The organism is Streptomyces sp. NPDC005281 (assembly GCF_040607495.1).
GTDB lineage: Bacteria > Actinomycetota > Actinomycetes > Streptomycetales > Streptomycetaceae > Streptomyces.
Genome location: NZ_JBEXGX010000006.1, coordinates 48,138 through 66,411 on the forward strand (window position 1 = coordinate 48,138; position 18,274 = coordinate 66,411).

19 protein-coding genes and 1 riboswitch are annotated in these 18,274 nt (G+C 72.8%); of the genes, 8 read left to right on the forward strand and 11 right to left on the reverse strand.

Translation table 11 applies throughout. The features are described from left to right. Positions 1-10: 10 nt before the first annotated feature. The 3 genes from ABZV42_RS10785 to ABZV42_RS10795 all read left to right on the forward strand — a co-directional run bounded on the left by ABZV42_RS10785 (position 11) and on the right by ABZV42_RS10795 (position 3,521). Positions 11-802 (forward strand): SURF1 family protein, encoded by a 792-nt coding sequence (locus tag ABZV42_RS10785; RefSeq protein WP_355985615.1) that lies wholly within the window; start codon positions 11-13, stop codon positions 800-802. Between the two features lie 134 nt (positions 803-936). Beyond that, positions 937-2,751, forward strand: coding sequence for a glycoside hydrolase family 15 protein (locus ABZV42_RS10790; RefSeq protein WP_356051654.1), 1,815 nt, complete (start codon positions 937-939; stop codon positions 2,749-2,751). A gap of 14 nt (positions 2,752-2,765) precedes the next feature. After that, positions 2,766-3,521, forward strand: a complete 756-nt coding sequence (locus ABZV42_RS10795) for an SDR family oxidoreductase (RefSeq protein WP_355985619.1) — start codon at positions 2,766-2,768, stop codon at positions 3,519-3,521. A gap of 49 nt (positions 3,522-3,570) precedes the next feature. Here ABZV42_RS10795 and amaP read toward each other — a convergent pair whose 3' ends face one another. The 5 genes from amaP to ABZV42_RS10820 form a co-directional block, all read right to left on the reverse strand. After that, positions 3,571-4,149 carry an alkaline shock response membrane anchor protein AmaP gene (gene amaP / locus ABZV42_RS10800; protein ID WP_355985621.1) on the reverse strand — a complete coding sequence of 193 codons (579 nt, stop codon included), beginning with the start codon at positions 4,147-4,149 and terminating at the stop codon, positions 3,571-3,573. A gap of 5 nt (positions 4,150-4,154) precedes the next feature. Continuing rightward, positions 4,155-4,841, reverse strand: a complete 687-nt coding sequence (locus ABZV42_RS10805) for a DUF6286 domain-containing protein (RefSeq protein ID WP_355985623.1) — start codon at positions 4,839-4,841, stop codon at positions 4,155-4,157. Next, positions 4,838-5,260: an Asp23/Gls24 family envelope stress response protein gene (locus ABZV42_RS10810; RefSeq protein WP_356051656.1), complete on the reverse strand. Its 423-nt coding sequence runs from the start codon at positions 5,258-5,260 to the stop codon at positions 4,838-4,840. The genes ABZV42_RS10805 and ABZV42_RS10810 overlap by 4 nt, the downstream gene beginning before the upstream one ends. A gap of 3 nt (positions 5,261-5,263) precedes the next feature. Beyond that, positions 5,264-5,449: a hypothetical protein gene (locus ABZV42_RS10815; protein ID WP_355985627.1), complete on the reverse strand. Its 186-nt coding sequence runs from the start codon at positions 5,447-5,449 to the stop codon at positions 5,264-5,266. 84 nt (positions 5,450-5,533) lie between these two features. Further along, positions 5,534-6,019 (reverse strand): Asp23/Gls24 family envelope stress response protein, encoded by a 486-nt coding sequence (locus ABZV42_RS10820; protein WP_355985629.1) that lies wholly within the window; start codon positions 6,017-6,019, stop codon positions 5,534-5,536. Between the two features lie 87 nt (positions 6,020-6,106). Here ABZV42_RS10820 and ABZV42_RS10825 point away from each other — a divergent pair, with 87 nt between their 5' ends. Beyond that, the gene (locus ABZV42_RS10825; RefSeq protein WP_356051658.1) at positions 6,107-7,060 is read left to right on the forward strand and encodes a nucleopolyhedrovirus P10 family protein; all 954 of its coding nucleotides are present in this window, start codon (positions 6,107-6,109) and stop codon (positions 7,058-7,060) included. Positions 7,061-7,211: 151 nt separating this feature from the next. Here the strand turns inward: ABZV42_RS10825 and ABZV42_RS10830 are convergent, their stop codons facing one another. The 3 genes from ABZV42_RS10830 to ABZV42_RS10840 all read right to left on the reverse strand — a co-directional run bounded on the left by ABZV42_RS10830 (position 7,212) and on the right by ABZV42_RS10840 (position 10,355). After that, positions 7,212-8,015, reverse strand: a complete 804-nt coding sequence (locus ABZV42_RS10830; RefSeq protein ID WP_355985633.1) for an enoyl-CoA hydratase/isomerase family protein — start codon at positions 8,013-8,015, stop codon at positions 7,212-7,214. A 144-nt stretch (positions 8,016-8,159) separates the two neighbouring features. After that, the gene (locus ABZV42_RS10835) at positions 8,160-8,381 is read right to left on the reverse strand and encodes a helix-turn-helix domain-containing protein (RefSeq protein WP_006123601.1); all 222 of its coding nucleotides are present in this window, start codon (positions 8,379-8,381) and stop codon (positions 8,160-8,162) included. A gap of 375 nt (positions 8,382-8,756) precedes the next feature. Next, positions 8,757-10,355 carry an ABC-F family ATP-binding cassette domain-containing protein gene (locus ABZV42_RS10840; RefSeq protein ID WP_355985634.1) on the reverse strand — a complete coding sequence of 533 codons (1,599 nt, stop codon included), beginning with the start codon at positions 10,353-10,355 and terminating at the stop codon, positions 8,757-8,759. A 291-nt stretch (positions 10,356-10,646) separates the two neighbouring features. On the opposite strand from ABZV42_RS10840, the gene ABZV42_RS10845 reads away from it, so the two are divergent. Together ABZV42_RS10845 and ABZV42_RS10850 are read left to right on the forward strand one after the other, a co-directional pair. Continuing rightward, positions 10,647-11,537, forward strand: coding sequence for a neutral zinc metallopeptidase (locus ABZV42_RS10845; protein ID WP_356051660.1), 891 nt, complete (start codon positions 10,647-10,649; stop codon positions 11,535-11,537). A 143-nt stretch (positions 11,538-11,680) separates the two neighbouring features. Continuing rightward, positions 11,681-12,094, forward strand: a complete 414-nt coding sequence (locus ABZV42_RS10850) for a VOC family protein (RefSeq protein ID WP_355985638.1) — start codon at positions 11,681-11,683, stop codon at positions 12,092-12,094. Positions 12,095-12,192: 98 nt separating this feature from the next. On the opposite strand, the gene ABZV42_RS10855 is transcribed toward ABZV42_RS10850, so the two are convergent. The 3 genes from ABZV42_RS10855 to ABZV42_RS10865 form a co-directional block, all read right to left on the reverse strand. Next, entirely contained in the window at positions 12,193-13,617 is a 1,425-nt protein-coding gene (locus tag ABZV42_RS10855) for a hypothetical protein (protein WP_355985640.1), read from the reverse strand. 190 nt (positions 13,618-13,807) lie between these two features. After that, entirely contained in the window at positions 13,808-14,935 is a 1,128-nt protein-coding gene (locus tag ABZV42_RS10860) for an alpha/beta fold hydrolase (protein ID WP_355985642.1), read from the reverse strand. 253 nt (positions 14,936-15,188) lie between these two features. Then, complete coding sequence (locus ABZV42_RS10865) at positions 15,189-15,938, reverse strand: class II aldolase/adducin family protein (RefSeq protein ID WP_356051662.1); 750 nt, start codon at positions 15,936-15,938, stop codon at positions 15,189-15,191. Between the two features lie 504 nt (positions 15,939-16,442). On the opposite strand from ABZV42_RS10865, the gene ABZV42_RS10870 reads away from it, so the two are divergent. After that, on the forward strand, positions 16,443-17,684 hold the full coding sequence (locus tag ABZV42_RS10870; protein WP_355985646.1) for an inorganic phosphate transporter: 1,242 nt from the start codon (positions 16,443-16,445) through the stop codon (positions 17,682-17,684). A gap of 20 nt (positions 17,685-17,704) precedes the next feature. Continuing rightward, on the forward strand, positions 17,705-17,923 hold the full coding sequence (locus tag ABZV42_RS10875) for a hypothetical protein (RefSeq protein WP_328556277.1): 219 nt from the start codon (positions 17,705-17,707) through the stop codon (positions 17,921-17,923). Positions 17,924-18,081: 158 nt separating this feature from the next. Beyond that, a riboswitch (cobalamin riboswitch) is annotated at positions 18,082-18,227 on the forward strand. The last annotated feature ends 47 nt before the right edge of the window (positions 18,228-18,274 follow it).

The window sequence follows — 18,274 nt, forward strand, 5'->3', positions numbered from 1 at the left end:
CGTGAATGGGGTGTACCGCTTCCTGTTGTCCCGGCAGTGGGTGATCCTCACCCTCGTGGCCCTCGCCCTCATCCCGACGATGATCAAGCTGGGCTTCTGGCAGCTCCACCGGCACGAGCACAAGGTCGCCCTGAACACGGTGATCTCCGACTCGCTCGCCGCGAATCCGGTGCCCGCCGAGACGGTCACCGTGCCTGGCAGGCAGATCCGGGACGCCGACCTGTTCCGCCGGGTGACCGCGAAGGGCCACTTCGACACCGCGCACGAAGAGGTCGTCCGCCGCCGCACCAACGCCGACGGCGAGGTCGGCTACCACGTCCTGACCCCGTTCGTCCTGGACGACGGCCGGGTCCTCATGGTCAACCGGGGCTGGGTCCCGGCGGACGGCGCGCAGACCGCCTTCCCGAAGATCCCGGCCCCCGCCCAGGGCGAGATCACCGTCACCGGCCGGCTGATGGCCGACCAGACGACCGCCGCCAGCGGCATCAAGAACGTCCGGGGCCTGCCCGACCGTCAGGTCATGCTGATCGGCAGCGGCCAGGAGGCACGGCGGCTCGGCAAGGAGGTGCTCGGCGGCTACGTCGAGCAGACCGCGCCGGCGCCCAAGGGCGGCTCCCCCGAGCTGATCCCTGACCCCGAGCACAGCGACATCGGCCCGCACATGGCGTACGCGATCCAGTGGTGGCTCTTCGCCGCGGGCGTCCCCGTCGGCTTCGTGGTCCTGGTCCGCCGCGAGCGCCGGGACCGGGCGGAGGCCGCCGCCGCGGAGACCTCTCCGGAGGCGGAACCGGCGGGCGTCTAGCGGGGGCCTGGGCCCGCGGCGACAGGCGCACGGCGACACGGCGCGGGCCGCGACTGCCCCGTCCCGCCCGGCGAGGACATCACGCCACTCTGGCGGCCCGATTGGCCGTTGCCCCGTTCGGGAACCCGTCCACCGTGCACCGACACATCGAGGACTACGCGCTCATCGGGGACGAACAGACCGCCGCGCTGGTGAGCCGCGACGGCTCCGTCGACTGGCTGTGCCTGCCCCGCTTCGACTCCGCGGCCTGCTTCGCGGCCCTGCTGGGCGACGAGGACAACGGCCACTGGCGGATCGCGCCCGAGGGCGCGGACGTGTGCTCCCGGCGCGCCTACCGCCCGGACACCCTGGTGCTCGACACCGAGTGGGACACCGCCGAGGGCTCGGTCATGGTGACCGACCTGATGCCGCAGCGCGAGCACGCCCCCGATGTCGTACGCGTCGTCGAAGGCCTCAGCGGCCGGGTCCGGATGCGCAGTCTGCTGCGGCTGCGGTTCGACTACGGCTCGGTCGTGCCGTGGATGCGACGCTCGGACGGCCACCGGGTCGCGGTCGCGGGTCCCGACTCGGTGTGGCTGCGCAGCGAACCGCCCGTGCACACCTGGGGCAAGGACTTCCGCACCCACTCCGAGTTCACCGTGGAAGCGGGCGAGAAGGTCGCCTTCGTCCTGACCTGGCACCCCTCCCACCGGCCCCGGCCGCCCCTGTGCGATCCCTTCGAGGCGCTGGAGACCAGCGTCCAGGACTGGAGGGCGTGGGCGGCGCGCTGCCGTTACGACGGACCGCACCGGGACGCCGTCGTCCGCTCCCTGATCACCCTCAAGGCCCTCACCTACGCGCCGACCGGCGGCATCGTGGCCGCCCCCACCACCTCGCTGCCCGAGGTGCTCGGCGGCGTCCGCAACTGGGACTACCGCTACTGCTGGCTGCGCGACTCCACCCTCACCCTCGGCGCGCTCCTGTCGGCGGGCTACCACGAGGAGGCCGAGGCCTGGCGCGACTGGCTGCTGCGCGCGGTGGCGGGCGACCCGGCGGCCCTTCAGATCATGTACGGCCTCTCGGGGGAACGCCGGCTGTCGGAGTACGAGATCCCGTGGCTGTCCGGCTACGCGGACTCCTCGCCCGTCCGGGTCGGCAACAGCGCCGTGGAACAGTTGCAGCTCGACGTGTACGGCGAGGTCATCGACTCGCTGTCGCTCGCCCGGCGCTCGGGCCTGCCGTCCCGGCCCCACATGTGGCGGGTGGAGTGCGCCATGATGGACTTCCTCCGGGTGGCCTGGCGGCAGCCGGACGAGGGGATCTGGGAGGTGCGCGGCCCGCGCCGGCACTTCGTGTACTCCAAGGTGATGGCCTGGGTGGCCGCCGACCGCGCGGTGCGCACCCTGGAGGACGACCCGACGCTCGACGGCGACATCGAGGCCTGGCGGGCGATGCGCGACGAGGTGCACCGTGAGGTGTGCGAACGCGGCTTCGACCCCGCCCGCAACACCTTCACGCAGTCCTACGGATCGACCGAACTCGACGCCTCCCTGCTGCTCATCCCGCGTGTGGGCTTCCTGCCCCCCGACGATCCGCGGGTGATCGGCACGGTCGACGCGGTCCGCGCGGAACTCGCACCTGACGGCTTCCTGGTGCGCCGCTACAGCGCCGCCGAGACCGGCGTCGACGGGCTCCCGGGCGACGAGGGCACCTTCGTCGTCTGCTCGTTCTGGCTCGCGGACGCACTGCATCTGACGGGCCGTACACAGGAGGCGCGCGAGCTGTTCGAGCGGCTGGTCGGCCTCTCCAACGACCTGGGACTGCTGTCCGAGGAGTACGACCCGGTCGCGGGCCGCCAGCTCGGCAACTTCCCGCAGGCCTTCAGCCACATCGGTCTCGTGGTGTCCGCCCTCAGCCTGTTCGGCGTCGACGAGAGCGGCGGAGCGGACGGGGCCATGCCACCCGGATGAGGGAGGATGAGGCCATGGATCTTGGACTGAAGGATCGTGTGTACGTCGTCACGGGAGCCACCCGGGGCCTCGGCAACGCCGCCGCGCGCGAACTCGTCGCCGACGGCGCGAAGGTGGTCGTCACGGGACGCGACGAGCGGAGCGCGGTCGGCGCCGCCTCCGCTCTCGGCCCGAACGCGGTCGGGATCGCGGCCGACAACGGCGCCGCCGAGACCCCGGCCCGCCTGATCGCCGGCGCCCGTGAGCACTTCGGCGGCTTCGACGGCATCCTGATCAGCGTCGGCGGACCGCCGCCCGGGTTCGCCGCGGACAACACCGACGAACAGTGGATGGTGGCGTTCGAGTCGGTCTTCCTCGGTGCGGTGCGCCTGGCCCGCGCGGCCGCCGGGGAACTCGGCGAGGGCGGTGTCATCGGCTTCGTGCTCTCCGGCTCGGTGCACGAGCCGATCCCCGGGCTCACCATCTCCAACGGTCTGCGTCCGGGCCTCGCGGGGTTCGCCAAGTCCCTCGCCGACGAGCTGGGCCCGCGCGGCATCCGCGTCGTCGGACTGCTGCCGTCCCGCATCGACACGGACCGCGTCCGCCACCTGGACGGCCTGTCCGCCGACCCCGAGGCCACTCGCGCCGCGGGCGAGGCCCGCATCCCGCTGCGCCGCTACGGGCATCCGGAGGAGTTCGGCCGCACGGCCGCGTTCCTGCTCTCCCCCGCCGCGTCGTACCTCACGGGCATCATGCTCCCGGTGGACGGCGGGATGCGCAGCGGGTTCTAAGTGCCGCGGCACCAGGGCCTGTCCGACAGTTCCCGTCCGCCCCGCGGCGTCAGGTGACGCGCTCGGCCCGGTGCTTGACGCCGCGCAGCCTCACCTCCGCCGGGAGCGACGCGAGGCCGGCCGAGTCCCGTGCGTGCGCGAGGGCCTCCACGGTCAGCAGCCGCAGCGCCTGCCCAGGGTCCACATGCGGTTCCAGCAGGAGCCGCACCCGCGCCTCGGGCAGACTGCGCCGGCCGGTCAGCCGGACGTTCGCGTGGTCGACGCCGGCCAGCCGGGCCGTCTCGGTCGCCAGCACACTCTCCAGGGCCCGTCCGCGCAGCAGCGCGCCGGCGCCGTCCCCGGTGTCGACGAGCACGTCGGCGAGCCGACGCCGCCGCACGACGGCGACCAGCCACCACAGGGCGAGCAGCAGGAGCACCGCGAGCGCGGCGATGACCACGGGCCACCACCAGCCCTGGTCCCGCCACTTGGTCCGTTCGGCGGTGCTGAGCAGCACGTCGTGCCGCCCGTCGTGGATCCACCACGACGGCGGCCGTACGCCGAGTCCGACGGCGAGCACGGAGCCGCCGAGCACGAGCAGTACGAGCCCGACGAAGCCGATCAGTACACGGTTGACGATCCGCAGCACGGACCTCACCCCTTCCGTCCGGGGCGCGCGACATGCACCGACAGGGCGGGCGATCGGGCCAGTCCCAGTCCCTTGATGCCGTCGGCGAGCGTGGTGTCGAGGTCGGCGCGCACATCGTCGAGTTCCCGGAAGTGCGACCTGGCGCGGACGTCCACCTTCCGTCGCTTCACGCGCACGCGGACCGACTGCACCCCGGCGACCTCCATGGCCCGGTCGCGCAGCGCCATCGCGGCGGCGCCCCGGTGCAGTCCGGCCCGGACGTCGGCGTGGGTGCGCCGCATCGGCAGCACGTCCCGCAGTCCCGGTGTGGCCGCGAGGACGATCAGCCAGAGTCCGATCGCGGCGGCGATGCCCGCGCCGACGAGGACCGCGGTGTCGTCGAGCGGCCGTTCGGCGAGCTGCCGGGCCAGCCAGGTGCGCCAGCGCAGCGCGGAGCGTCCGGCGCGCACGGCCACGACGTCGTACAGGAAGGCGCCCGCCGCCACGAGGAGCAGGAACGCGAGGATGCCCGCGGGAACGCGGCGCGCGGACCAGAACCTGCCCTGGCGGCCGTCCTCGTCGCCTGCGGTGCCCAGCGGTTCGTAGGCGGCGGCCGAGGCGGACTGCCCGAGGGCGCCCGCGTCGCCCCCGCCCTCCGCCTTCTCCAGTACGGGCGTCTTGCGGGTGTCCTCGGAGCCCTGGGGCTCGCTCATTGCGTCCCCCCCTTTACCGCGCCGGACTCGTGCGTCAGATGGAGCCGCTCCACCTGGACGGCCACCTCGGGCACTTCCATCCCCGCCAACGTCTCTACCCGCTCGGTGACATGACGACGCACCTCGCCGCACCGGGCACCGATGTCGGTGGGATAGCCGAGTTCGACACTGACCCGGACCCGGGCACTGTGCGTAGGGGTGCCGTCCGTCCCCCCGGAGCCCGAGGCCTGCCGCCGCACGACGACCGTCGCGTGCGGGGGCACGGCGTCGGCTGGCAGCGGGGGCAGTGCCTCGCGCGCCGCCTGCGACGCGATCTTCGCGACGACACGGTCGGCGATCCGGGTGGCGCCCCGCTCGGGCGACGGGACGGCCGCGAGGCCCGGCCGGCTCTCACCGGGCGGGTCGGCATGACCTGGCACGCGTCACCGCCGCCGGTCGTCGCGGGAGCGGAAGAAGTCGCCGATGTCCAGGTCCCCCTCCAGGAGCCGTCCGACGACGAACCCGACGGCCCCCAGGGCGGCCACCAGGAGGAAGGCGCCGAAGCCGCCGAAGTACCCGGCGAAGCCCAGCGCCATTCCGGCGATCATGCCGATCACGGCCAAGCTCATGATGCGCTCCTCAGCAGTCGGTGGCCGCGTGATCACTCATGGTGCGGTGGCCTCGGTGTCCGGGGCCTTCCGCCGGCCCGGGGGTCACTGGAGTCGTGACTCCGGCTCCTCGTCCTCTTCCTCGGGAAGCTTCACATCACTCACCGCGATGTTGACTTCCACCACTTCGAGCCCCGTCATCCGCTCGACGGCGGAGATGACGTTCTCGCGCACGGCATGGGCCACGTCGGAGATCGACACGCCGTAGTCGACGACGATCTCCAGGTCGAGTGCCGTCTGGTGCTCTCCGACCTCGGCCTTCACACCCCGCGTCACGGACTTGGTCGAACCGCCCGGCACCCGGTCGCGGACCGCTCCGAAGGTCCGGCTCAGCCCGCTGCCCATCGTGTGGACACCGACCACGTCCCGGGCGGCGAGCCCGGCGATCTTCTCCACGACACCGTCGGCGATCGTGGTCCGTCCCCGTGTGGCGGGATCGCCGCCGCCGCGCCTGGTGGGCTTACGGGTCTGCTGCGGCTCCTTCTCGGTGTCGGGGCTGTCCGTCCGGTTCCGCTCGGTCATGTCGGTCATCGCCGTACGTCCCTTTCGGTCGTCCTCTTCTGCTCACAGTAGGTCGGGTCGCGCGGTCGCGCGCCGTGGATGCGGCACGCTGGAGCAATGACGGCGGACCGGTGGACGCAGGTGGTACGGCATCAGCTCGGGCTCGGCAGGCTCCTGCCGCTGGGTCTCGCGCTCGACGGCGCGTGGATCACGGAGGAGGCGGCCGAGTCGGTACTGCGACGGGAGGCGGCGGCCCTGGAGGGGGTACGGCTCGGGGCGCTGCGGATCGCGCTCGCCGACCCGGACCGGGCCGGCACACCGGCCGTGCCGCCCCCGCCCAGCGCGCTGCCGCCCGGTCCGCTGCGCGTCACCGCGGAGTTCCGGGCCTCGGCGGATCCCGTGTCCCCCGGGGGCGAACCCCTACCGGCCGTCGCGGCCCGGCTGCGTCTGAGCGTGGTGTCCGCCGCGACACGGCTCCTGGGGCTCGACGTCGCGGAAGTGGACCTGCGGGTGACGGACCTGCTGGAGGAGGACGGGGCAACCGCGACGGACCCGGCGGACGGGGAACGAGGTGCGCCCGTGGCGGTCCCGGCCGCCGACGTGCGGCATCACGGGACCGGCGGCCCGCGGGAGACAGGGACCGTCACGGCCGACGGCGCGCGGGAGCGGGCCACGGCACCGGCCGACGGCCTGCGGGAGAGCCCCGGAGGCGGGGCGGCCACCGGGGCGTGGGACGTGGCCGGCGCCGGGGCGGCCGACGACGTACGGACGGCGTCCGTGCCGAAGGATCCCGAGGGGGTCCGGATCGCGGCGGCCGCGCTGGCCGTGCCAGGAGTCACCCGTCTGACGGACGTACTGGGCCGGCCGGTCCACGTGGAGAGCGCGCCCGCCTCGGATCCGGCCCTGCCGCGCCGCCACATCCGCGTCGAGCTGGAGGTCTCCGGGGACGAGCGGGCGGTCGACGTGGCACGGGCGGTCAGAGCCGCGATCGCCGATGCCGCCCGGGACACCCCGTCCGTGGCGGTACTGGTGACCGCCGTGAGCCGGGTCGCCCCCTCTCCGGGAACGTGACGACCGCGAGCTCAGGGGACGGTGACCACCACGGGCCGGCGCGCGCGGCGGCCGTGCGGCGGCAGGCCCGGGCTCGCGGGACGGCCCGCGGCGCGAAGAGCCGGAGGGAGAGGGAGCAGAGGGGACGGAGGCCCGGTTCGAGGCCGGAGGCCTATTCGCCCACGCCCGCGAGGTCGCGGAGCCTGCGGGCCTGGGACGCCCGCTCGGCCGAGCGCTGCTCCTCGTACGACCGCTCCTGGGCCCCGCGCAGCAGGGCCTTCGTCTCGATCACGGCGTCCCGGGGTGCGGCGAGGAGCGCCGCGACCAGGTCGCCGACCGCGGCGTCGAGCTGCTCGCCGGGCACGGCGAGGTTGGCGAGCCCGGTGCGCTCGGCCTCCTCGGCCAGGACGAAGCGGCCCGTGGCACAGATTTCGAGCGCGCGGGCGTAGCCCACGAGGCTGACCAGCGGGTGCGTCCCCGTGAGGTCGGGCACCAGGCCAAGGCTCGTCTCGCGCATGGCGAACTGCACATCGTCGGCGACGACGCGCAGGTCACAGGCGAGCGCGAGCTGGAACCCGGCACCGATGGCATGCCCCTGGACGGCGGCGATGGACACGATGTCGCTGCGCCGCCACCAGGTGAACGCCTCCTGGTACTCGGCGATGGTCGCGTCGAGCTCGGCGTCGGAGCCGCGCGCGAGGTCGATGAACGACGGTTCCCCGTCGAAGCCCTCGGGCGTGAACGCCTGCCGGTCGAGCCCAGCGGAGAAGGACTGGCCCTCGGCACGCAGGACGACCACGCGGACGGAGCCCGGCAGTGACCGACCGGCCTGCGACAAGGCCCGCCAGAGAGCGGGACTCTGGGCATTGCGCTTGGCCGGATTGGTCAGCGTCACCGTGGCGATCGCGCCGTCGACGGTGAGCCGTACGCCGTCCTGGTCGAGTACCGGGTCGAGATCCTTGTCGAGCGAAGCCATGGGTGCCTCCGATGGGTGCGGTCGGATCAGACGCGCGCCTCGCGAAGACACGAGGAACGCACCTAAGTGACTGCACAGTAACCACCCGGTCGGTCACCCGACCGACCGGGTGGTCACCACCGAAGCCGATGGGGACGCCCGGCCTCAGGCCGAGGCGGCCTTCTTGCCCCGCGTCGCACCGCCACGCCCTCGGAGCGTGACACCCGACTCGCTGAGCATCCGGTGCACGAAGCCATACGAGCGGCCGGTCTCTTCGGCCAGCGCTCGGATGCTCGCACCGGAGTCGTACTTCTTCTTCAGGTCTGCCGCGAGCTTGTCGCGCGCGGCGCCGGTAACCCGGCTGCCCTTCTTCAGAGTCTCGGCCACCCGGTCCTCCTCATGGGAAGTGCGCTCTGGACTCTCATGATCACCCCTTTCGGGCGTCATGGCCACCCATTCGGCAAGGTCCGTAAGACAAGGTTTTGACGACAGGAGCCCGTCCCCACGAGTGGAATCAATGATTCCGGGTGGTGCCGCCGGTGCGGCCGAACGGGGTTCCTCCGCGAAGTACCTGGTCAGCGACGCAGGACGGCCGAGCCCTTGGGAACAAAGGACTCGGCCGTGAAATCGGTGTACGACACACCTCGGTACGAGGAGATCTCACACAGATGATGGATCACGGATCGGCCGAATGATCCATACGCAGTGGATCAGTCATTCGATCAAGCGGCGTCGGCCCCCTCCGGGAGGCCGCGCACGGGATCAGGCGAGCGCCACCAGGTCGGCGTAACCGGCGCCCCACAGGTCCTCGACGCCGTCCGGCAGCAGGATGATCCGCTCCGGCTGGAGCGCGTGGACGGCGCCCTCGTCGTGAGTGACGAGGACGACGGCGCCCTTGTAGGTGCGCAGCGCCCCGAGGATCTCCTCGCGGCTGGCGGGGTCGAGGTTGTTCGTCGGCTCGTCGAGCAGCAGGACGTTCGCGGACGAGACGACGAGGGTCGCGAGCGCGAGCCGGGTCTTCTCGCCACCGGAGAGCACGCTGGCGGGCTTGTCGACGTCGTCGCCGGAGAACAGGAACGAGCCGAGCGTCTTACGGACCTCGACCAGGTCCAGGTCGGGGGCGGCGGAGCGCATGTTCTCCAGGACCGTGCGCTCGGGGTCGAGGGTCTCGTGCTCCTGCGCGTAGTAGCCGAGCTTGAGGCCGTGGCCCTCGACGACGCCGCCGGTGTCGGGCTTCTCGACACCACCGAGGAGACGCAGGAGGGTCGTCTTGCCGGCGCCGTTCAGGCCGAGGATGACGACGCGGGAGCCCTTGTCGATGGCCAGGTCGACGTCGGTGAAGATCTCCAGGGAGCCGTACGACTTCGACAGGCCCTCGGCCATGAGCGGGGTCTTGCCGCAGGGCGCGGGCTCCGGGAAGCGCAGCTTGGCGACCTTGTCCGAGACACGGACGGCGTCCAGGCCGGCGAGCAGTCGGTCCGCGCGCTTGGCCATGTTCTGCGCGGCGACCGTCTTGGTGGCCTTGGCGCGCATCTTGTCGGCCTGCGCGTTGAGCGTCGCGGCCTTCTTCTCTGCGTTCTGCCGCTCGCGCTTGCGGCGCTTCTCGTCGGCCTCGCGCTGCTGCTGGTAGAGCTTCCAGCCCATGTTGTAGACATCGATCTGGGCGCGGTTGGCGTCCAGATAGAAGACCTTGTTGACGACCGTCTCGACGAGGTCGACGTCGTGGGAGATCACGATGAAGCCGCCCCGGTAGGTCTTCAGGTAGTCGCGCAGCCAGACGATCGAGTCGGCGTCGAGGTGGTTCGTCGGCTCGTCGAGCAGCAGGGTGTCGGCGTCCGAGAAAAGGATGCGGGCCAGCTCGATACGGCGGCGCTGACCGCCGGAGAGCGTGTGCAGGGGCTGGCCGAGCACCCGGTCGGGGAGGTTGAGCGCGGCCGCGATGGTGGCGGCCTCCGCCTCGGCGGAGTACCCGCCCTTGGTGAGGAACTCCGTCTCCTGGCGCTCGTACTGCCGCATGGCCTTGTCGCGGGTGGCTCCCGAGCCGTTGGCGATGCGCTGTTCGTTCTCGCGCATCTTGCGGATCAGGCTGTCGAGGCCGCGGGCGGACAGGACGCGGTCGCGGGCGAGGATGTCGAGGTCGCCGGTACGCGGGTCCTGAGGCAGGTAGCCGACCTCGCCGGAGCGGGCGACGGTGCCCGCGGCGGGCTGGCCTTCACCCGCGAGGACCTTGGTGAGGGTCGTCTTGCCCGCGCCGTTACGGCCGACGAGGCCGATGCGGTCGCCCTTCATGATGCGGAAGGTGGCGGACTCGATGAGCATGCGGGCGCCGGCGCGCAGCTCGATACCGGAGGCGGAAATCACGGACTTACTCCAGGGCGGATTGTTGGCGGGGTGGACGGCTGAGGGCGTTCCCGCCGTCTAATGCGCGAGGAGACAGGCCATGGTTCGAGTCTAACGGGGCGGTGCAACCACTTTTCCGGTGTGCGGGCGTCCGGCACTGTGACGCTCGCCCCCTTTGCGGGGCGCCGGCCGGGTGCCCGGATCCCACCGGCCGGGCGGCCGGGACGGTGTCGCCCGTTCGGACCGCGGGCCGGGGCCGGGCCTCCGGGAGCGTACGAGGATGGCGCCACGGAACGACGAAAGCGGGTGCCCATGCAGTTCGACGACGACGCCGGCCTGGACACCTCCGAGGTGCAGGACGTGCGCGGCAGCCGGATCCCCGGCGGCAGGGCGACCATCGGCGGCGGCCTCGCCGGTCTGGTCGCCCTGGTCCTCGGACTGCTCTTCGGGGTGGGTCCCGACCAGCTCGGGCTCACCTCGGACGGCGACCGGTCCGGGACGAGCGCCTCCTCCCTCGCGCAGGTGCAGCGGACCTGCCGGACCGGGCGCGACGCCAACGCCCGGGAGGACTGCCGGACCGTGGCGGTGGTCAACAGCGTCCAGGCCTACTGGAACCAGGAGTTCGCCCGCAGGGGCGGCGCCTACACCCGCGCCCCGACGGTGTTCTTCGGCGGCCGGGTCGGCACCGCGTGCGGTACGGCGTCGTCGTCCGTCGGGCCCTTCTACTGTCCTGGTGACCGCAAGGTCTATCTGGACCTCGGCTTCTTCGACGATCTTCGTACGAAGTTCGGCGCCGGCGGCGGACCCTTCGCGCAGGCGTACGTGGTGGCGCACGAGTACGGGCATCACGTGCAGAACCTGATGGGCACGCCGGCCCGGTCCCAGGACGGCGTGACCGGCGCGAACGGCGGCTCGGTGAAGGCGGAGCTCCAGGCCGACTGCTACGCGGGGGTGTGGACGCGGCACGCGACCACCACACCGTCCTCCTCGACGGGCAAGCCGTTGCTGACCTCGCTGACGGACGCCGACATCCGCGACGGCCTCGACGCGGCCGCGGCCGTCGGCGACGACCGGATCCAGACGAGGTACCAGGGCCGCGTGACACCGGAGACGTGGACCCACGGGTCGGCCAAGCAGCGGCAGCAGTGGTTCTACCAGGGATTCACCAGCGGTGACATGGCGCAGTGCGACACCTTCCGGTGAGGTGAGCCCGCGGGAGCCGTGCCGGTACGCCGGGGCGGTCCGCCGGACTGTCTGCCGCGGGTCGCGGGGCGTTGTCAGTGGCCGGTGCCAGACTGGGCAGCGGATCGGAATCCGGCAGTTTGTGACGGGACGGAGTGATCGGTATGGCCGGCAGGAACGGCACGCGCCCGAGCATCTACCCCTCGATGCTGTACGCCGACGCGAAGGCGGCGATCAGGCAGCTCACGGAGGCGTTCGGCTTCACGGAGCTGGCCGTCTACGAGGGTGAGGACGGCTCGGTGATGCACGCCGAGCTCGTGCAGGGCAACGGCGCGGTGATGCTCGGCTCCAAGGGCCGCGGCGGCCGCTTCGACGAGGCGATGAAGAGCGCGGGCCCGTGCGGGGTGTACATCGTCGTGGACGACGTCGACGCGCACCACCAGCGGGCCGTGGACCACGGCGCGGAGATCCTGATGGCCCCGACCGATCAGGACTACGGCTCGCGGGACTACATGGCCCGCGACCTCGAGGGCAACATCTGGAGCTTCGGTACCTACGCCCCGGAGATAGGCGCGTAGGAACGCTCCCGGCGTCCGGCCCGCAGGGGTCCCGGCCGCCGGCCCGCCACCCTGGTTCCCGGCCGCAGGCCCGCCGCGGTCCCGGCCCCCCGGGCCGGTCAGCTCCCTCCGGTGTGCACCTGGAAGGCGGCTCTTCGTACGGCCTTGGCGAGCGCCGGGTCCGGGTGGGCGGCGGCGAGCGCGACCAGCACCTGCACCGTGCGCGGGTGTCCGACCGACCGCACCTCGTCGAGGAGCGCGGGCACGGTGGGCTGCACCGCGGACTCCAGATGGCGGACGAGGAGCGGGGCCTCACCGTGGTCGGCGACGGCGGCCGCTGTGTCGACCCACAGCCAGGTCGACTCGGCGCGGGTGAGGACCTCGTGGGCGTCCTCGGGGTCGTAGCCGTCGTGCTCGGCGAGCCACAGCAGGGCGTAGGGGCGCAGCGGGGTCTCCTCGACCACCGAGCGCACATCCGGCTCGGCGGGGGCGCCGACCACGCGCAGCGCCTCGAAGGCGAGGCCGCGCGTGAGGGCGTCCTCGCCGCGGGCCGCGTCGATCAGTTCGATGACGGCGCCGCCGACCGGGCGGGCGGCGAGCCAGGCGCGGTACTCGGCGCGGGCTGCGTTGGGGCGGAGCTGGGCGCAGCCGCGGAGCATGTCCTCGGCGGACTGCTCGATGTTGCCGGCGGGGCTCTGGGCGGCGACGCAGATCTGTTCCAGCTTGACCCAGACCGCCCAGCTGCCGAGAGCGGTGAGGGTGGCCTGTCCTTCGCCGCAGGTGAGCGCGCCGATGGAGGCGAGGGCCTCCAGGGCCCATTCGAGCAGCGGGGCGAGGGGGGCGTCCGGGACCTCGGCGGGCTGCGGGGCGGGGTCGGTCCCGGGCTCGGGGCCGTAGGTGATCTCGCACCGCTCGGTGCGCAGTTCCGTGACGCGCTGCCCGAGGAGGTCGAGAAGCTGGTCCACCGGGACGGGTCCGGCGGAGAGCTGGAGGAAGGAGAGGACCTGGGGCATCGCGGAGACGACCTCGGCGACGGCCGCGGGCTCGCGGTCCGCAGGCTCGGGGTACGCGAGGGACCAGGCGTCGAAGAGGGCGACCCAGCCGCGCAGGACGGCGCTGTCGTCGCGGCTCCAGGCCCGCAGCCGCCAGCCCGGACGGGCGTCGTCGCCGTGCACCTCGATGAGGCCGGCCAGGCGGGCGGTGTCCCAGTCGGCGCGGACCTGGACCGGGGTCAGTCCGAGATCCGTGGCGGCCCGTTCGGCGGTGGCGTCGGAGAGGGTGCCTTTGCCGTCGGGGTTCGGGCCGTCGGGGTTCGGGCCGTCGCGCCCCGGGCGCAGCGCGGCGTCGGCCCAGCGCGCCACGCGGGCCGCGTCGGACAGGCCGGTGCGCGCCATACGGGCGAGTTCCGCGGGCGGCGGTGTGCCTTCCGGCGGTCGCGGTGCGGGGCGGCGGGTGCGGCGCTGGGTCACCGCTCGGGGAGCGGTCGCGAGGGACCGCGGGCTGACGAGTCGGAGCCTGGAGTCGCGCGGGTTACGGGACGTCACGGGTGCAGTCTTGCGGTTGACAGTCCGAAAACCCAAACGGAATGCCGTCGCAGGCCACGGGGGCACCTGGAGCGGACCCCTGTCCAGGTGCCCGGCACGCGGGAAAGTGTGCCGCGTGGAGTTGCCCCGGACCGAACCGGAAGTGCCCCTTCGCGCCGGCCGGACGCCGGGGGGTGTGGGGCGCCGTGGCTCACATCAGGGGGGTGAGGAAGCGGCGCAGGGCTTCTTCGTAGCTCGCCGGGTCGGCGTTCCACATGGCGCCGTGGGGGGCGTTCGGGACGGTGTGCAGGGTCACGAGGTCGGGTCGGTCGGCGGCGAGGCGGCGGGACGCGCCCCAGGGGGCGATGCCGTCGTCCGGGCCGTGCACCAGCAGGGTCGGCACCTTGACCTGGTCGGGGTGCGCGGCGTGCGCGATGCGGTCGCCGCGTACGCCGGTGCGGCCCTGTGCGGCGCGCACCGCGAGCGGCAGCAGGAAGCCCGGGGTGTGGCGGGCGCCGGCGAGGGCGCGCAGCGTGGTCTCCCAGTCGAGGACCGGGGAGTCGAGGACGAGCCCGGAGATCCGCTCGCGCAGCGCGGAGTGGGCGGCGGCGCGCAGGGCCATGGTGGCGCCGGTGGACCAGCCGTACAGCACGACCCGCTCGGCGCCGAACCGCACGGCGTAGCGGATGGCCGCGTCGAGGTCGCGCCACTCGGTCTCGCCGAGGTGGTTCAGGCCGTCCGGCGGGCGGGGTGCCCCGAGGTCGCCCCGGTAGGCGAGGTCGAGGACGGGGAAGCGCCGGTCGTTCAGGAACCCCATCAGGTTCATGGGGTGTTCCCTGGTGGCACCCAGGCCGTGGACGGTGATGATCCAGGTGTCGCGGACCGCGGGCACGAACCAGGCGGGCAGGGCGCCGAGCTCGCCGGGCACGTCGACGTCGGCGTGTTCGAGTCCGAGGGCGGACCCGGGGTCGCCGACGTACAGGTTCGGGGTGAGCCACACCTTGTCGCCGGGCTCAAGGGATCCGTGCGTGACGCGCTCCAGGCTGCGTACGACGGTGTCGGCGGTGTGGGGCACGGAGTTCTGGAGCGGGCCGACGACCGCGTGGGAGCCGTCGCCGGCGAGGCCGTAGGTTCCCGGGCGCCGGGAGGCGAGGGCCCTGGTGAGAGTGATTCCGCCCGCCGTCGTGGCGTGCACGGTGAGCCGGGGCTCGGTGGGCAGGGGCTTGCCGGGTCTCGTCTTCAGCGCGGCGTCGCTGGCGAACCGGCCCGCCGCCACGGAGGCCGCGCCCGCGGCTATGGCTACGGTGACGGCCGCTGCCGTGGCTCTTAGGGTGCGCACCCGACCAGTTTCCCGGGGTACCCGGCCATCGGCCAGCGGAAGCGCCTCCAAGGGTGACGCCCGACGCTCACTTGCCGGCCGCGCCGAAGAGAGCGTGGGCAAGGGATGGCACGTCGAAAAGCGGGTCGGCAGACGGTTCGGCGGGGGCGATGCGGCCGGGGACGGTACGTCGGGGAGCGGCGTGGTGGGGCGCCGCTCGGTGGGGAATGGTGCGGCGTGATGGGGCGCGGCGGGGCCACGGTGGGGTGGGGCCTCAGCGTCGCTGGCCGTACCCCCTCAGCCGCTCCCCCGCTTCCGCCAGCTGTTCCGGTGAGAGCAGGGCGGGCGTGAGGCCCGGGACCGAGGAGGCCAGGAGCCAGACGCGGCACATCCATTCCAGCTGGGCCGTGCGGTCGTACGCCCGGTCCAGAGAGGCCCCGTGGGCGATGGTGCCGTGGTTCCGGAGGAGGCAGGCGGTGCGGCCGGTCAGGGCCCGGAGCGTGTTCTCGGCCAGTTCCGGTGTGCCGTAGGCGGCGTAGGGGGCGACGCGGACGGGGCCGCCCATGGCCGCCGCCATGTAGTGGACGAGCGGGAGTTCGGGGACCAGGAGCGAGACCGCGGTCGCGTGCGGTGCGTGGGTGTGGACGACGGCCCGCGCTTCCGTCGCGCCGTACACGGCGAGGTGCATCGGCAGTTCGCTGGTCGGGCGCAGCGAGCCGAGCACCTGCCGGCCGTCGAGACCGACGCCGACGATGTCGTCGGGCGTCAGCCGGTCGTAGGGCACGCCCGTGGGCGTGACGAGGACGGTGTCGCCGACACGGACGGAGACGTTGCCCGAGGTGCCGACGACCAGACCGTCGGCGACCGTGCGGCGGGCCGTGGAGACCAACTCGTCCCAGGCCGGGCGAAGGACGTCCGGGGCGTCCGGCGCGTCCGGCGGACCCTGCTCGCCCCGCCCCCCGTGCTCGCCCGTCGTCCGTGGGTGTTCGTGCCCGTCCCGTGCGTCCCCGTGCCGCTCAGTCATGACGCGATCCTGCCAGTCGCGGCTCTCCGCGCACCCGTGCGGGCGGGCTTCGGGAGGGGTGCGGGACGGATCCGGGCCCCCAAGACCCCACGGTTGTATGTGATTTACATCACGTCACACCGACGGGGCGCCGACGTCACCCCGGTCGGACATTTGCCGCGGATCACACCCCGTGGTCGACCCATCACGACCCCGCCGGCGCTCCGGCACCGCCGACGGGGCGACCCTTCCGGGCCCCCGGGCGGCGTGACGACGGCTACAGCCTGGGCGTGACGGGGATCTCGTCGTCCAAACCCGCCGCGACCCGAACCGCGAACCCGACGCGCGGACCCCAAGCGGAGCACGGAATTCCGCATCCGTTCGAACCCGCCGAACCGGCCCTCGACACAAGCGGAATGACCGTCCACCGTTCGAGACACCATGAAGCCCCGCCCAGTTCACCTTCCGTTCACCCAGGTTGCCTACGGTCCACCTGCCACTGACGTCCAACAGAAGCCTGGGTAAATGGAACACATCACGCTCCTCCTCGGAATCGTGATCGTCACCGCTCTCGTGTTCGATTTCACGAACGGTTTCCACGACACCGCCAACGCGATGGCCACCACCATCTCGACCGGCGCGCTCAAGCCCAAGGTCGCGGTGGCGATGTCTGCCGCCCTCAACCTTGTCGGCGCCTTTCTCTCCGTCGAGGTCGCCAACACGATCTCCAAAGGCCTCGTCGACGAGACAGGCATCCGGCCGGAGGTGATCTTCGCCGCGCTCGTCGGCGCGATCCTCTGGAACCTGGTGACGTGGCTGGTCGGACTCCCGTCCAGCTCCTCTCACGCCCTCATGGGCGGCCTGGTCGGCGCCACCATCGCCTCCGCCGGTACCGGCGCGGTGCACGGGGACGTCCTGGTCGGCAAGGTGCTCCTGCCCGCCGTCGCGGCCCCGGTCGTCGCCGGTCTGGCCGCCCTGGTCGCCACCCGGCTGTCGTACAAGCTCAGTGGTGACGCCGACACCAAGGCCACCAAGAAGGGTTACCGCGCCGGCCAGATAGCCTCCGCGGGCCTCGTCTCGCTGGCCCACGGCACCAACGACGCGCAGAAGACGATGGGCATCATCACCCTGGCCCTGGTCGCCGGTGGCGCCGTCGCTCCCGACTCGAACCCGCCGGTCTGGGTCATCCTCTCGGCCGGTGTCGCGATCGCGCTCGGCACCTTCCTGGGCGGCTGGCGCATCATCCGCACGATGGGCAAGGGCCTGACCGACCTCCAGCCGCAGCAGGGCTTCGCCGCCCAGACCAGCGCGGCCACGGTCATCCTGGCCTCCTCGCACATCGGCTTCTCCCTCTCCACCACGCACTCCGTCTCCGGTTCCGTGATGGGCGCGGGCCTCGGCCGCAAGGGCGGTGTGGTCCGCTGGTCCACCGCCACCCGCATGGTCGTCGCCTGGGTCCTCACGCTGCCCGCCGCGGCCCTGGTCGGCGCGGGCGCCGAATGGGTGACCGGTTTCGGCGCCTGGGGCACCGCCCTCGTCGCGGTCTTCCTGGTGGGCTCCAGCTTCGCGATCTGGCGCCGCTCGCGCCGCGAGGTGATCGACCACAACAACGTGAACGACTCCGAGGAGCCCGCCGGTGTGGTGACGCAGGCCATCGCCGCCGTCACCCCGCCCCCGGCAGGTCCCGTGGCCGAAGGCCTCACGGCCACCATCCCGGCTCCGGCCGAGCCCACGGCGAACCCGTCGGCCCAGTCCCGAGTGGCCTGAGACCCAAAGGAAGCAACAGCATGAACATCGACTGGTCAGCCCTCGGGTCCGTCTTCGGGGTCAGCCTCGGAGTGACCGTGGCCCTCGTCGCCCTCTTCACCCTCGGCGTCGCCGGCCTCTCCAAGAAGGAGTCGGCCCAGGGCGGTTCCGCGGTCGCGGCGGCCACCGGCGCGTACGTCTGCTTCGCGGCCTGCGCCGCGGCCGTGGCGTACGGCATCTCCCTGATCATCACCAAGTAGCCCGGCACCGGGGCCCGGACGACGAAAGTCCCGGCGGCCCGGAACCGGGTTGCGCAGAGCGGTACCGCACGTGGGGTGCGGGACGGATCACCGTCCCGCACCCCACGCGTATGTGGGCCTGCGCACACTGTCCCTCCGCAGGTCAACAGCCAGTTGACTGCCGTTCTCGCCCCGTGGTGGACTGCCGGAGCCAAGTACGGCGGCATGAGAGGAAGCCGGTGCGAATCCGGCGCGGTCCCGCCACTGTCATCGGGGAAGAAACTCCCCGGGAGCCAGGAACTCTCACCGCCGGTCTCGTCGAACCAGGGCGTGGACACCCTGAGTGAGGACATATCGCCATGCGCGGCTGCC

What these genes read in the sequence shown, in the direction of transcription:
- ABZV42_RS10850 (WP_355985638.1), top strand. Translation starts at nt 11,681, where the DNA reads ATGGCCGGCAGGAACGGCACGCGCCCGAGCATCTACCCCTCGATGCTG.
- ABZV42_RS10865 (WP_356051662.1), bottom strand. Translation starts at nt 15,938, where the DNA reads ATGACTGAGCGGCACGGGGACGCACGGGACGGGCACGAACACCCACGG.
- ABZV42_RS10845 (WP_356051660.1), top strand. Translation starts at nt 10,647, where the DNA reads ATGCAGTTCGACGACGACGCCGGCCTGGACACCTCCGAGGTGCAGGAC.
- ABZV42_RS10825 (WP_356051658.1), top strand. Translation starts at nt 6,107, where the DNA reads ATGACGGCGGACCGGTGGACGCAGGTGGTACGGCATCAGCTCGGGCTC.
- ABZV42_RS10805 (WP_355985623.1), bottom strand. Translation starts at nt 4,841, where the DNA reads ATGAGCGAGCCCCAGGGCTCCGAGGACACCCGCAAGACGCCCGTACTG.
- ABZV42_RS10830 (WP_355985633.1), bottom strand. Translation starts at nt 8,015, where the DNA reads ATGGCTTCGCTCGACAAGGATCTCGACCCGGTACTCGACCAGGACGGC.
- ABZV42_RS10820 (WP_355985629.1), bottom strand. Translation starts at nt 6,019, where the DNA reads ATGACCGACATGACCGAGCGGAACCGGACGGACAGCCCCGACACCGAG.
- ABZV42_RS10875 (WP_328556277.1), top strand. Translation starts at nt 17,705, where the DNA reads ATGAACATCGACTGGTCAGCCCTCGGGTCCGTCTTCGGGGTCAGCCTC.
- ABZV42_RS10815 (WP_355985627.1), bottom strand. Translation starts at nt 5,449, where the DNA reads ATGAGCTTGGCCGTGATCGGCATGATCGCCGGAATGGCGCTGGGCTTC.
- ABZV42_RS10870 (WP_355985646.1), top strand. Translation starts at nt 16,443, where the DNA reads ATGGAACACATCACGCTCCTCCTCGGAATCGTGATCGTCACCGCTCTC.
- ABZV42_RS10795 (WP_355985619.1), top strand. Translation starts at nt 2,766, where the DNA reads ATGGATCTTGGACTGAAGGATCGTGTGTACGTCGTCACGGGAGCCACC.